Below are 11,795 nucleotides of genomic sequence, written 5' to 3' on the forward strand. Positions count from 1 at the left end.
AGTCCTGACAGCCGCCCTTTTTCGGTATCGTCACAGCAGCGTAACCCGCCATCGTCATAGCGCGCTGAGAACCGGGGCGCGCGGCAGCGATTTGCCTCGGCACAGTTTTGCGGTACGCCCTGCCGGTCGGCAGCCCGCCGGCCGGATGATGAGAACGCCAGATGCGCGTGACGATGATCGGTTCAGGCTATGTCGGCCTGGTCTCGGGAGCCTGCTTCGCCGATTTCGGCCATGAGGTGACCTGCGTCGACACCGACGCCGGCAAGATCGCGGCGTTGAAGCGCGGCGAGATCCCGATCTACGAGCCCGGCCTCGACGACCTCGTCGCCAATAATGTCCGTGCCGGGCGGCTTTCCTTCACCACCGAGCTCGCCGGACCAGTCGCCGCGGCCGATGCCGTCTTCATCGCGGTCGGCACGCCCTCGCGGCGCGGCGACGGCCATGCCGATCTCTCCTATGTCCACCAGGCGGCGCGCGACGTCGTCGCCGCGATCGACGGCTTCACCGTCGTCGTCACCAAGTCGACCGTGCCGGTCGGGACCGGCGACGAGGTCGAGCGGATCATGCGCGAGACCCGGCCGGACGCCGATTTCGCCGTGGTCTCCAATCCCGAGTTCCTGCGCGAAGGCGCGGCGATCGCCGACTTCAAGCGCCCGGACCGGATCGTGATCGGCACCGAGGACGACCGCGCCCGCAAGGTGATGGAAGACCTCTACCGGCCGCTCTATCTCAATGCCGCCCCGCTCCTGTTCACCGCACGGCGGACCTCGGAGCTGATCAAATACGCCGGCAATGCCTTCCTTGCGACCAAGATCACCTTCATCAACGAGATGGCGGATCTGTGCGAGCGGGTCGGCGCCAATGTCCAGGAGGTGGCGCGCGGCATCGGCCTCGACAACCGCATCGGCGGCAAGTTCCTGCATGCCGGCCCCGGCTATGGCGGCTCCTGCTTCCCGAAGGATACGCTCGCCCTGATCAAGACGGCGCAGGACATGGAAAGCCCCTTGCGCCTCGTCGAGACGGTGGTGGCGGTCAACGACCAGCGCAAGCGCGCGATGGCGCGCAAGGTGATCGCCGCCTGCGGCGGCTCGGTCAGGGCCAAGCGTATCGCCGTGCTCGGCCTCGCCTTCAAACCCAACACCGACGACATGCGCGAGGCTCCCTCGCTGGCGATCGTCACGGCCCTGCTCGATGCCGGCGCCGATATCACCGCTTACGACCCCGAAGCGATGGCCAGCGCCAAGGCGCTGATGCCCGAAATCACCTACGCGCCCGATGCGTATTCCTGCATCGAGGGAGCAGACGCCTTGGTCATCGTGACCGAATGGGATGCCTTCCGGGCGCTCGACCTCGGACGCGTCAAGGCAGCGCTGCGCCATCCCGTCGTCGTCGACCTGCGTAACGTCTACCGCTCCAGCGAGATGCGCGAGCGCGGCTTCACCTATGTCAATGTCGGCAACGCCTGAAGCTTCGCTCCGTTTCGGCGCGACAGAAAGGCGCCGGACAGTCGCCTTGATAGCGTCATAAGCCGTCACCACCTTTCGGGGCGACAGGGCGACCGCCTTGTCCAACACGAGAGGAGATGACGATGACGCCGCAAGAACGCGACGTGATCGCCGGGATTTTCGACCGCCTGCGTCAGGCGGCCAACCAGCCCCGCGACCCCGAGGCTGAACGTTTCATCGCGGACCGCCTTCGCGAGCAGCCCTACGCCGTCTATGCGATGGCGCAGTCGGTCTATGTGCAGGAGCAGGCGCTCACCAGCATGCAGGGCCAGATCGAGCAGTTGCAGGCCGAGGTCGAGCAATTGCGCAATCAGCCGCCCGCACCGGCTCCGGCCCAGCAATCCGGTGGCTTCCTGTCGGGCATCTTCGGCGGTGGCGCGAGCCAGCCGGCCCGCAGCGGCTCGGTGCCGTCCTTCCCGCAGCGCGCCGCGCCGCAACCGGCTTCGCCGCCCTGGGGCAGCCCCGCCGCGGCACCGCAGCAGGGCATGGCCCCGCAGCAAGGCATGGGCGCGGCCCCTGCCCCCGGCTCCTGGCAGAACCAGGCTGCCCAGCCGCAGGCTCCGGCCCGCGGTGGCGGCTTCATGGCAAGCGCGCTGACGACAGCGGCTGGCGTGGCCGGCGGCATGGTCGCCGGCAACATGCTGATGAACGCGCTGGGCGGCAACAAGAGCGCGGCGGGCGAAGCCAAACCGGCCGAGGCCAGCACTGCGCAGAACAAGGACGCATCGCAGAGCAACGAGGCGGCCAAGGATACCCAGACGGCCGCCGACCAGCAGCCCGCTGCAGAGCCGCAGCAAGCCCAGCCGGAGCCGACCTATCAGGACGCCAGCTACGACGACGCCAGCTATGACGACGGTTCGGGCGGCGGAGACGACGACTGGGCCTGAGGCTTACATGGTCCGCTGAAACGACGAGGCCCGCCTGGCGACAGGCGGGCCTTTTCCTTTGGGCAGCGTGCCGCTTGCCTCAGATCACGAGAACCTTGGCGCCGACGCGCACCCGCTCATAGAGGTCGACCACATCCTCGTTGTTCATGCGGATGCAGCCGGAGGAGACCGCCTGGCCGATCGTGTTCGGCTCGTTGGTGCCGTGGATGCGATAAAGCGAGGAGCCGAGATAGAGCGCGCGTGCGCCCATCGGGTTCTCGGGACCGCCAGCCATGAAGCGCGGCAGGTCGGGCCGGCGCTTCAGCATCTCGGCCGGCGGCGTCCAGCTCGGCCATTCCGCCTTGCGGGTGACCGCCTTCATGCCGGCCCATTCGAAGCCGGGACGGCCGACACCGATGCCGTAGCGCAAGGCACGGCCGCCCGGCTGCACCAGGAAGAGGAAGCGCTGCGGCGTGTCGATGATGATGGTGCCGGGCTTGTGCGGGCCGGCATAGGCGACTTCCTGCTTCTGGAAGCGCGGATCGAGGGTGCGCGCGATCGGCCGTTCGGCCGGCATCGGCGCGCCGAGCGCAGCAGAACGGCGCTCGCGGCGCGGCTCCATCGGATCGCCCTGGATCGGAACCGGCGCCTCGTAGTCGGAGAGGCGGCGCATCGCCGGCTGCTGGCCATAGGCAGCGCGCGGCGGCCGGTTGTAGACTGCGCCGCCGCGGCCATAGTCGGTCGGATCCTGGCCGGTCATCATCATCTCGATGAAGCCGCCGCCATATTGGCCGCGCGCGGTCGAGCTCGTGACCATCGGATCGGCAGGACGCCAATAGGTCTGGGCATTGGCCTGGCCCGATAGCTGGAGAGCACCGCCAAGCACGATGACGGGAACGAAATAGAGCGGACGCATGACGCAACTCTCTGGACGCAACGTGCCGGAAGCGTGAGGCGATGCGTTGAAATGAATGGTGAATCGTTGACTTTGCTCAGACTGAAACCGCCATAATCGCTCGAATTCCCGGGATTAACCTTAGCGATCCCCGAGCAAACGCAGTAAACGCCTGGTTCACGCTGCCCGCTTGCGCAGAGCGAGCCATAGCCTCAGCAATGTCCGGCAGCGGGCTACGTCGAAGACCAGCATCAGCCCACCATAGACGGCGATGCCGAGCGCGCCCTGCAGGAGCAATTCCGGCAAGGGCGGCAGGCGCCCCGAGAGCGGCCAGACCACCGCCGTCATGACTGTGACCGCCGCGATGACGACGCCGACATCCCGCGGCTTCGGCAGGACCGGCAGGGTCCGCAGCGCAAGCCAGCCGGTGATGACGAGAACGGTGAGGAAGCTGACGGTCTGGCCGAGCGCGAAGCGCTCCGGCCCGGCCACGACGCCGCCGAAGACGAGCGCGAGATTGGCGGCCAGCCCCGCGCAGGCAGCGAAGGTCACCATGCCCGTGCGCTTGCCGAGCAGGAAGACCGGATAGAGTCCGGCCACGAAGACCGTGAGGGCGACGAAGCCCGGCAGCAAAAGGAGCATATAGGCTGCGAAGTGGCCGTGGAACGCCGCCGGCACCAGCAGCTTCTCGAACGCCGGCAGCACCAGGAAGAGGCCGGCCGCGACAGGCAGCGCCACCATCAGCACGATCACGAGATTGTCGGCGATGCGCTTTTGCGCCGCGCGGCGGCCCTTCGTTTCGTCGAGCCGAAGCACCTCGCGCAGCATGACGATCTCCAGCGTCGCGGCGAGCGTGCCGAACAGGCGCAGGCCCATATCGGCCGCGAGCGAGAAGTAACCGGCCTCGGCGAAGCCGTAGGCGTCGGCGAGCAGCGAGCGGTTGAGCAGCGGGATCAGCGAATAGATCGCATTGGCGCCGACGAGCGGCAGCGCGTAGCGGGCGAAGTCGAGCGCGAGATCGCGCCGCGCCGCCGACCAGGAGAGCGGGGCGTCGGCGAGCGCCCTGCGCACCGCGAGCAGCGCCGCCATCACGCTGACGACGCCGCCGAACATCACGATCGTCGCGTCGCGCATCCACCAGGCGCCGCCGACCATCAGCAACAGCGCCAGCACGTTCTTGACGATGACCAGGCGGGCATAGGCCGCATCGAGGAAACGCGCCCTGGCGATCGCGCCATGATAGTCGAACATGCCGGCGCAGATGCCGCCCAGCACCGAGGCCGCGACCAGCATGACCGGCAGGCCGAAATCGACGCCGGCGACGACGGCTGCGACGAGCAGGCCGGTGAGCGCGATGGTCATGCCTGCGCTCAGCACATCGAGGGTCGCCCGGATCTGCGGCTGTTCCTCCCGGCTCTTCTGCGAGTAGAAACGGACGGCGGAGAGCCTGATCCAGTCGAGCAGCGCGGTGTTGAGCACGACGATGATCGCCGCGCCGATGGCGTAGCGGCCGAATTCGGCGGGGCCGAGGAAATAGGCGATGAGCAGCCCGAGGGCGAAGTTCAGCCCGGCATTGATCACGAAGGGCAGGAGAACGGTCATGACGCCATCGCGAAGGGGCAGGCCAGCTCGACACCAGCCGCGCATGACTGCGCTGATTCCGCCTAATCGCCAAACGATGCATGCCCAGGCGGAGACCTGCATCGGATCACTGTCCACCAAGACGGTCGGCTGAACCGATGCCGGGCGATCCGCTGTTCTATCTCGTCGGCTGGGGCACGACCCTGCTCATGGGCATCGGCAAGGGCGCCTTCGGCGGTGGGCTCGCCATCCTCGGCGTGCCGCTGCTGGCGCTGGTGGTCGATCCCTTGCAGGCCGCGATCATGGTGGCGGTGTTGATCGCGGCGATGGACCTCGTCGCCATCGGCAGCTTCGGCGCCTCGACCTGGTCGAAGCCGGATCTCGTCTGGCTGATCCCCGGCCTGATCGTCGGCATCGCGATCGGCTACGCGGTCTTCCTCATCGTCGACGCGCGCATCGTCACGCTGATCATCGGGCTCATCACTCTCGCCTTCACGGCGCACTGGTTCCTGCGCGGCCGGGTCGCGCCCGCTGGCAGATTGCCGGTCTCGTCGCCGCTGGCGCTGCTGGCGGGGACAGCCTCGGGCTTCACCACCTTCGTCGCCCATGCCGGCGGGCCGCCGGTGGCGATGTATCTGCTGGCGCGCGGCCTCTCCAAGACCGCCTTCGTCGGCACGACCATCGCCTTCTTCATGCTCGGCAACCTCCTGAAGCTGCCGCCCTACATCGCCCTTGGGCTGAAGCAGCCGCAGGCCTTCTGGGCCGCGCTGGCGCTGCTGCCGGCAGCGCCGATCGGCGTCTGGATCGGGCGCTGGCTGCATGAGCGGCTCGACCAGAAGCGGCTGTTCTTCGCCTGCTATCTGCTGCTCGCCGTGGCCGCGCTGAAACTGACGACCGACGCCGCGCTGGCATTGCTGCGATAACGGCATGGCAGGCGCGCGAGCGGCCCATCTTTGCAGCGGGCCGCTTTGGCCCTAAGCGATCGATCATGATCGCCCTGCCCGCCCTTCGCGATGCCACCGACGCCGATTCGGAACCGCTCGCCACCCTGATCGCCGCGACCTTCGCCGAGTATCCGAACTGCTTCTTCGACTGGTCGGAATTCCCGGAGCTGCGTCGCCCTGCCAGCCACTATGCTGAAAAGGGCGGCAGGCTCTGGGTCGCAGATGGGCCGGATGGGCGCATCGCCGGCTCGATCGCCGTCGTGCCGGTGCCCGACCAGAACGCGGTCGAGCTGTTCAAGGTCTATGCCGACCCGAGCCAGCGCGGCAGCGGGCTGGCGCAGGCGCTGTTCGCCCGCACCCTCGCCTTCGCCGAAGCCGGCGGCTATGGCGAGATGATGCTGTGGTCGGACAGCAAGTTCGCCCGCGGGCACCGCTTCTACGAGAAGCTCGGCTTCGTGCGCTGGCCGGGCGAGCGCTATCTCGCCGACATCTCCTCCTCCTGGGAGTATCATTTCCGCAAGCCGCTCGCCCCGGCACGGTCATGACCGCCAACACGGCGCTGCGGGCGATTCTCGGCATCGCGCTGCTCACCGCGATGGACGCGGTGATCAAGGCGCAGATGCAGCAGCATCCGTTCCTGCTGGCGCTGTTCATGCGCTTCGCCATGGGCGGCCTGTGCGCGTTCGTGGTGCTGGCCTTCCTGCGCCCGGCCTTTCCGACGCGCGCCAGCCTGATCGGCAATTCGGTACGCGTGCCGGTGGTGATCCTGACCGCCGGCAGCTTCTTCTATTCAGTCTCCGTTCTGCCGCTGGCCGAGGCGCTGACGCTGTCCTTCCTCGCCCCGGTCTTCGTCGCCCTGCTCGGGGCGCTGATCCTGAAGGAACGGCTCGACGGGCGCATCCTGCAGGCGCTCGGCTTCGGCCTTGCCGGCATGCTGGTGATGGTCTGGCCGCGTTTGCAAGGGGGCGTCACCGGCGCGGAGCTCGGTGTCGCCGCCGCGCTGTTCTCGGCGATCTCCTATGCCTTCAACCTGATCCTGCTGCGCCGGATCGCAGTGAAGGAGCATCCGGCGATCATCGTACTGTTCCAGAATGCCGGACCAGCATTGTGCCTGGCCTGGCCGGCCTACTACGTCTTCATGCCGATGAGCGGCGGCGATCTCCTCGCCTATTTCTTTGCCGGCGCACTCGGCGTCGCCGGGCACCTGTCGCTGACCTCGGCCTTCGCCCGCGCGCCCGCCTCGCGGCTGGCGCCGATCGAGTACACGGCGCTGATCTGGGCGAGCCTGCTCGGCTGGTTCGTCTTCAGCGAGGCCCCGCTCTGGACGACCTATGCCGGCGCGCTCCTGATCGTCGCCGGCGCCTTCGCCGTCAGCCGGCGCTGATCCCTGCCGCAAAATCGCCTGTTTGGTCGGACTTCTGCACAACAAGACCAAAGGGAAGCGACCGACTGCGCATGCCCAGCTTCCGCTCCAACGGCGATTGATCCGGCGATGCAGCGCTCCGGCACCGCTGTTCGCGTCCTTCGCGAACCTGGCCTTCCTGCCGCGCTCTGCTTCCATATCCTGCTTGGCGTCCTGCTCGCCATCCGGACAGTCAGCAGCTTCGCGCCGGCGAACGAGACGAGCGTCGAAGTCGAACTGGTTGGCCCGGAAGCGCTGACGCCACCTGCGCCGCCACCCGTCCCAGCTCGGGCGCCCACCCTTCCGCCAGCAGCCGAGATCGCAGCGCCTCCACAATCAGCCCAGGCTCCCCCGCTTCCGGACAAGCCGCCCGCCCTGCCCGTTCCAACGCCCGCCGAACCGCCGGCGATGATCACGGCCCGGACACTGCATTCCGAGAGCGTGCTGGCCAATCCGCGCAGCCGCGGGACGCGCGAGGCGCTGAAGACCCTCGAGACGGGCGAACGCATCGAGCAGCTCTGCAATCTCGAGGCGATGAGCCAGATCCATGCCTGGAAAGCAGAGTTCGAGCCGGACCGCGTCGTCGCCTTCGCCATGGCCGGCACGAAGCTGACGAAGACGGCCCTGGAAGCGGAGGGCGCCGCCTTTCGCAGCCGCAAGCAATGGTACGGCCTGCGCTTCCGTTGCGAGATGGCGGCGAACGGCAAGGTCGCCGGCTTCCAGTTCCGTGTCGGCGAGGCGATCCCGCGCAGCGAATGGGCGGCGCATGACCTGCCGCCCGAGCATTAGCCAACCGCAGTTGCCTCAGGCCGATTTGCTGCAATAGGCCTCCAGCCGATAGCCATCGGGATCGACGACGAAGGCTGCGTAATAGTCGGGGCCATAGGATTCGCGCAGGCCGGGCTTGCCGTTGTCAGCACCACCGGCGGCCAGCGCAGCTGCATGGAAAGCATCCACGCTGTCGCGTGTCGGCGCGACGAAGCAGAAATGCAGGTTGGAGTCGCGGTCGGGCGGCACCGGCGCTGAGACCGCGCCGATCCAGAGGCCGACGCCGCCCTTGCCATAGCCGAGCGAGCCTTCGTCGGCGCTCAGACAGTCATAGCCGAGTGCACCGAGCGCAGCGTCATAGAAGCGCTTGCTGCGGGCGATCTCGCGAACGCCGATGGAAACGTGATCGAACATGATGCTCCTCCTGATCGTCAGGTTTTGATGCGCCTGGCGCGGAAATTGGCCTGGACCTGCCAGCTCACGCCGCCATCACGCGAGCGGTCGCCGATCCAGTGGAACGAGTCCGGGGTGATCTCGGTGAAGCGCCAGCGGATCGCGGTGCCGTCATCGAGCCTGCCGTGCTGGACGATGTCCCTGCCCTCGGCGCGGCCGATCTGGTGCGTGTAGTACTGCTTGAGCGGATCGTTCCAGAGGATGTGCCAGGCATCCTGGCCGGGGTCGTAGATGCGCAGCGTCGTGCCGTGGAAGAAGGCTGGCAGCGCCCAGACATCCTGGACGGCGCGCCCGCCGAGCACCCAGCCGAAATGGATATCGCCCCTGGCCTCATGGCGCTGGCCGTCATCGGTGTACACGATCGCGTCCATGGTCCATGCGCCGACGAACTGGCCGTAGAGGGCGAGCTTGTCCGCGGCTTCAGGCGCCGGCCCGGTGGCGATGAGGACATCGGCCAGCGTCGATGGCGCTGCTGTCATGATCGGGCTCCGTTCTTGATCAGAGTGGCGCCCAGCTTGGCCCGAAGCGCCGGGCAGCACTTGGGAAAAACTGCTAAACTCGCAGGCATGACCGCGACCGCTCATCTCCTGGCCTCGGGCCCCGGCTGGCGGGTCAGCGACATCGTCTGCACGGCCGGCCCGGACGACCGCGCCTTCGAGGAAGAGCATCCGCAGCATTGCATCGCCGTCGTCCGCAGCGGCTCGTTCCGCTACCGCTCGACACAAGGCAGCGCGGTGCTGGCGCCGGGATCGCTGCTGCTCGGCAATGGCGGTGCCTGCTTCGAATGCGGCCATGAGCATGCGGCCGGCGACCGCTGCCTCGCCTTTCAGTTCGAGCCGGCCTGGCTCGAACGCATCGTCGCGGCGGTGCCGGGCGCCCGGCAGATGAGCTTCGCGCAGGCACATCTGCCGCCCCTTCCCGCGCTCGCCAACCTCGTCGCTGAAGCAGAGATCGCTGCTGATGACCCCGAGAAGCTCGAAGAGATCGCGCTGCGTCTCGCCGGAGCGGTGGCGAGTGTCCTGTCGGGCACAAGGCCCGGAGTCGAGACATCAGGCGCCCGCGACCAGCGCAGGATCACGCGGGCGCTGCGCCATATCGAGGCACATTGCGAGGAGCCTCTGTCGCTCGACGCGCTGGCGCGGCAGGCGGCGATGAGTCCCTACCATTTCCTGCGCATCTTTCGCGCACTGGTCGGGATGACGCCGCACCAATATGTGCTGCGAACCCGCCTGCACCGGGCGGCATTGCTGCTGCGCCGGACCGCGCTGCCGGTCGCGGGGATCGCCTTCGATTGCGGCTTCGGCGACCTCTCGACCTTCAACCGGCGCTTCAAGCGGGTGATGGGCGCAAGCCCTGGCGATTATCGCAGCGCCTGAGCGGGCGTCAGTGCTTTGCCCAGCGGTGATAGGTCAGGGCGAGCGCGATGCAATGCGCCAATGGCTCGGCCGGCGGCTCGCTCCCGACGGCGAAGATCAGTCCCCGGTTGCCGTCATAGTCGAACTGCTCGGGATAGTGACGCCGATACGTCTCGATCAGGCTGGTCTGACAATGGACGTAGAGCGCGTAACGCGTCGCCGAACCTTTCAGCGCGTTAGCCCGTATGGTCGTCCCTATCCTCGGCCACTCGGGCAGCCAGGCCGGTTCGCCCCACTTCAACGTCTCGGTCAGCGGTCCGATCTCGGAGGTCGCGGCAGCGACGTCGAGGATCATCTGGCGCAAGCGCAGCATCGGTGGCCTAAGCGGCTCCGGCAGCGACCGGAATTTCGCCTCGACGGCCGCGTCGGTGAATGGCGCAAAGGTCACGAGCCGCTCCTGCCTACAAGCAGATGCGGCCGCTTCGATCAGCGCCCCGCTCCCGCCTTCGCACCGAAGATCATGCAGGTCTCCGTGCCGTGCGCCAGCAGCTTGCCCTGCGCATCGACCAGCTTGCCCTCGCTGGTGGCGATCGAGCCGCCGCGATGGATCAGCGTGCCCTCACAGCGCACCGGGCCGTTGCCGGGCATGACCGGGCGGACATAGTTCAGCTTCATCTCCAGCGTGGTGTAGCCCTCACCGATCCGCAGCGTCGAATGCACGGCGCAGGCCATGGCGGAATCGAGGATCGTCGCCGTCCAGCCGCCATGGATCGTGCCGAGCGGGTTGAAGAAGCGCGGCGAGGGCTTGCCGACGAAGACCACCCGGCCCTCCTCGACCTCGGCGATGTCGAAATCCATCGCATCGGCGAAAGGCGGGCCGGGATGGCGCCCCTCGATCATCCCGCGCAGGAAGGACGCGCCATCCTCCGCGAGCAGGACATCACGGCTGACGACACCGACCTCACGGGGCATGCGGGGACTCCATCTCTATCGTGTAGATGCACGATAGAGATGGAGCGCGGCCCAGGTCAAGTTTGCTGGCGCCGCTCAGCCGGCCTGCCGAGCGGCGCGCCGGATCGCCTTGAGATTGTCGCGCGTCTCGCTCCAGCGCTCCTGGCCGAGCCCGCCCTCGATCCTGTCCTGCGCCGCGCGCCAATAGGGGATCGCCGCCTCGATCGCGGCGCGGCCCTTGTCGGTCACGGCATAGGTCAGCGCCCTGCCCTTGCAGTCGACCGGCTCGATCAGCTTCTCCGCCGCGAGCAATTGCAGATTGCGGGTCAGCGAGGTCCGCTCCAGCGCGAAACGGTCGGCGAGCTCGGTGACCGAGCGCCAGGCGCCGGTCGAGAGCGCCGAGAGCAGCACGAACTGGGTGATCTTCAGGCCGCTCGGCCGCATCGCCTCGTCATAGGCGCGGGTCACGGCTCGTGCAGTCATGCGCACGTGCAACACTACGCAGGAGCGGGCGATGTCGTCGAGCTTGAGGTCGGATACCGGCGTCGTCATCTTGCCACGATAGCCGGTTTAACGTTCGGCCGCAGCAGCGCAGATCGGCGGCCGGTCGCCGCATTCACCTTTTGCGCAGCGGATTCCTTGACTCCCGCAGACCCCGGGCCTATCTCCGCGACGTCCGTTAGCACTCACTCGGTGAGACTGCTAACAGACCCCTTTCACGGGCCAGTCACGAGCCCGTCCAGAATATGACCGAGAGGAAGACAGAACCATGAAGTTCCGTCCGCTGCATGACCGCGTTGTGGTCCGTCGCCTTGATGGCGAAGAGAAGACCAAGGGTGGCATCATCATCCCCGACACCGCCAAGGAAAAGCCCCAAGAGGGTGAAGTCGTCGCCGTCGGCGCCGGCGCCCGCGACGACGCTGGCAAGCTGGTTGCGCTCGATGTCAAGAAGGGCGATCGCGTCCTCTTCGGCAAGTGGAGCGGCACCGAAGTCAAGATCGACGGCCAGGATCTCCTGATCATGAAGGAATCCGACATCATGGGCATCGTCGGCTGAGCAGCCTGACGACCACCC

At 67.5% G+C, this 11,795-nt stretch carries 15 protein-coding genes; 8 read left to right on the forward strand and 7 right to left on the reverse strand.

The window, feature by feature from the left end; all coding sequences use genetic code 11:
* Positions 1-161 precede the first annotated feature (161 nt).
* Together ACWIGM_RS11515 and ACWIGM_RS11520 are read left to right on the forward strand one after the other, a co-directional pair.
* Positions 162-1,466 carry a UDP-glucose dehydrogenase family protein gene (locus ACWIGM_RS11515; protein WP_454026071.1) on the forward strand — a complete coding sequence of 435 codons (1,305 nt, stop codon included), beginning with the start codon at positions 162-164 and terminating at the stop codon, positions 1,464-1,466.
* 116 nt (positions 1,467-1,582) lie between these two features.
* Positions 1,583-2,392, forward strand: a complete 810-nt coding sequence (locus tag ACWIGM_RS11520) for a DUF2076 domain-containing protein (protein WP_454026072.1) — start codon at positions 1,583-1,585, stop codon at positions 2,390-2,392.
* A gap of 79 nt (positions 2,393-2,471) precedes the next feature.
* Here the strand turns inward: ACWIGM_RS11520 and ACWIGM_RS11525 are convergent, their stop codons facing one another.
* Entirely contained in the window at positions 2,472-3,287 is an 816-nt protein-coding gene (locus ACWIGM_RS11525) for a L,D-transpeptidase (RefSeq protein ID WP_454026073.1), read from the reverse strand.
* A gap of 156 nt (positions 3,288-3,443) precedes the next feature.
* A complete protein-coding gene (locus ACWIGM_RS11530) occupies positions 3,444-4,868 on the reverse strand; it encodes a lipopolysaccharide biosynthesis protein (protein WP_454026074.1) in 1,425 nt (474 codons plus the stop codon).
* Positions 4,869-5,005: 137 nt separating this feature from the next.
* On the opposite strand from ACWIGM_RS11530, the gene ACWIGM_RS11535 reads away from it, so the two are divergent.
* The 4 genes from ACWIGM_RS11535 to ACWIGM_RS11550 all read left to right on the forward strand — a co-directional run bounded on the left by ACWIGM_RS11535 (position 5,006) and on the right by ACWIGM_RS11550 (position 7,982).
* On the forward strand, positions 5,006-5,770 hold the full coding sequence (locus ACWIGM_RS11535) for a sulfite exporter TauE/SafE family protein (RefSeq protein ID WP_454026075.1): 765 nt from the start codon (positions 5,006-5,008) through the stop codon (positions 5,768-5,770).
* Between the two features lie 65 nt (positions 5,771-5,835).
* Positions 5,836-6,336 (forward strand): GNAT family N-acetyltransferase, encoded by a 501-nt coding sequence (locus tag ACWIGM_RS11540; RefSeq protein WP_454026076.1) that lies wholly within the window; start codon positions 5,836-5,838, stop codon positions 6,334-6,336.
* Positions 6,333-7,175 (forward strand): DMT family transporter, encoded by an 843-nt coding sequence (locus tag ACWIGM_RS11545; RefSeq protein ID WP_454026077.1) that lies wholly within the window; start codon positions 6,333-6,335, stop codon positions 7,173-7,175. Before ACWIGM_RS11540 ends, ACWIGM_RS11545 begins: the two co-directional genes overlap by 4 nt.
* A gap of 426 nt (positions 7,176-7,601) precedes the next feature.
* On the forward strand, positions 7,602-7,982 hold the full coding sequence (locus ACWIGM_RS11550) for a DUF930 domain-containing protein (RefSeq protein ID WP_454026078.1): 381 nt from the start codon (positions 7,602-7,604) through the stop codon (positions 7,980-7,982).
* Between the two features lie 15 nt (positions 7,983-7,997).
* Here the strand turns inward: ACWIGM_RS11550 and ACWIGM_RS11555 are convergent, their stop codons facing one another.
* Positions 7,998-8,375 (reverse strand): VOC family protein, encoded by a 378-nt coding sequence (locus ACWIGM_RS11555; RefSeq protein WP_454026079.1) that lies wholly within the window; start codon positions 8,373-8,375, stop codon positions 7,998-8,000.
* A gap of 17 nt (positions 8,376-8,392) precedes the next feature.
* Positions 8,393-8,893, reverse strand: coding sequence for a hypothetical protein (locus ACWIGM_RS11560; protein ID WP_454026080.1), 501 nt, complete (start codon positions 8,891-8,893; stop codon positions 8,393-8,395).
* A gap of 87 nt (positions 8,894-8,980) precedes the next feature.
* Between ACWIGM_RS11560 and ACWIGM_RS11565 the strand changes: the two genes are divergently transcribed.
* On the forward strand, positions 8,981-9,790 hold the full coding sequence (locus ACWIGM_RS11565; RefSeq protein ID WP_454026081.1) for a helix-turn-helix domain-containing protein: 810 nt from the start codon (positions 8,981-8,983) through the stop codon (positions 9,788-9,790).
* A gap of 7 nt (positions 9,791-9,797) precedes the next feature.
* On the opposite strand, the gene ACWIGM_RS11570 is transcribed toward ACWIGM_RS11565, so the two are convergent.
* The 3 genes from ACWIGM_RS11570 to ACWIGM_RS11580 all read right to left on the reverse strand — a co-directional run bounded on the left by ACWIGM_RS11570 (position 9,798) and on the right by ACWIGM_RS11580 (position 11,272).
* Positions 9,798-10,217 (reverse strand): DUF1801 domain-containing protein, encoded by a 420-nt coding sequence (locus tag ACWIGM_RS11570; RefSeq protein WP_454026082.1) that lies wholly within the window; start codon positions 10,215-10,217, stop codon positions 9,798-9,800.
* Between the two features lie 38 nt (positions 10,218-10,255).
* On the reverse strand, positions 10,256-10,741 hold the full coding sequence (locus ACWIGM_RS11575) for a PaaI family thioesterase (protein WP_454026083.1): 486 nt from the start codon (positions 10,739-10,741) through the stop codon (positions 10,256-10,258).
* Between the two features lie 75 nt (positions 10,742-10,816).
* Positions 10,817-11,272 (reverse strand): MarR family winged helix-turn-helix transcriptional regulator, encoded by a 456-nt coding sequence (locus ACWIGM_RS11580; RefSeq protein ID WP_454026084.1) that lies wholly within the window; start codon positions 11,270-11,272, stop codon positions 10,817-10,819.
* A 217-nt stretch (positions 11,273-11,489) separates the two neighbouring features.
* Between ACWIGM_RS11580 and groES the strand changes: the two genes are divergently transcribed.
* The gene (groES, locus tag ACWIGM_RS11585) at positions 11,490-11,777 is read left to right on the forward strand and encodes a co-chaperone GroES (protein WP_137883337.1); all 288 of its coding nucleotides are present in this window, start codon (positions 11,490-11,492) and stop codon (positions 11,775-11,777) included.
* Positions 11,778-11,795 lie beyond the last annotated feature (18 nt).

Source organism: Allobosea sp. NPDC055332 (assembly GCF_053645455.1).

Coding starts and splice junctions, on each gene's coding strand:
- ACWIGM_RS11515 (WP_454026071.1), top strand. CDS start 162: ATGCGCGTGACGATGATCGGTTCAGGCTATGTCGGCCTGGTCTCGGGA.
- ACWIGM_RS11520 (WP_454026072.1), top strand. CDS start 1,583: ATGACGATGACGCCGCAAGAACGCGACGTGATCGCCGGGATTTTCGAC.
- ACWIGM_RS11525 (WP_454026073.1), bottom strand. CDS start 3,287: ATGCGTCCGCTCTATTTCGTTCCCGTCATCGTGCTTGGCGGTGCTCTC.
- ACWIGM_RS11530 (WP_454026074.1), bottom strand. CDS start 4,868: ATGACCGTTCTCCTGCCCTTCGTGATCAATGCCGGGCTGAACTTCGCC.
- ACWIGM_RS11535 (WP_454026075.1), top strand. CDS start 5,006: ATGCCGGGCGATCCGCTGTTCTATCTCGTCGGCTGGGGCACGACCCTG.
- ACWIGM_RS11540 (WP_454026076.1), top strand. CDS start 5,836: ATGATCGCCCTGCCCGCCCTTCGCGATGCCACCGACGCCGATTCGGAA.
- ACWIGM_RS11545 (WP_454026077.1), top strand. CDS start 6,333: ATGACCGCCAACACGGCGCTGCGGGCGATTCTCGGCATCGCGCTGCTC.
- ACWIGM_RS11550 (WP_454026078.1), top strand. CDS start 7,602: ATGATCACGGCCCGGACACTGCATTCCGAGAGCGTGCTGGCCAATCCG.
- ACWIGM_RS11555 (WP_454026079.1), bottom strand. CDS start 8,375: ATGTTCGATCACGTTTCCATCGGCGTTCGCGAGATCGCCCGCAGCAAG.
- ACWIGM_RS11560 (WP_454026080.1), bottom strand. CDS start 8,893: ATGACAGCAGCGCCATCGACGCTGGCCGATGTCCTCATCGCCACCGGG.
- ACWIGM_RS11565 (WP_454026081.1), top strand. CDS start 8,981: ATGACCGCGACCGCTCATCTCCTGGCCTCGGGCCCCGGCTGGCGGGTC.
- ACWIGM_RS11575 (WP_454026083.1), bottom strand. CDS start 10,741: ATGCCCCGTGAGGTCGGTGTCGTCAGCCGTGATGTCCTGCTCGCGGAG.
- ACWIGM_RS11580 (WP_454026084.1), bottom strand. CDS start 11,272: ATGACGACGCCGGTATCCGACCTCAAGCTCGACGACATCGCCCGCTCC.
- groES (WP_137883337.1), top strand. CDS start 11,490: ATGAAGTTCCGTCCGCTGCATGACCGCGTTGTGGTCCGTCGCCTTGAT.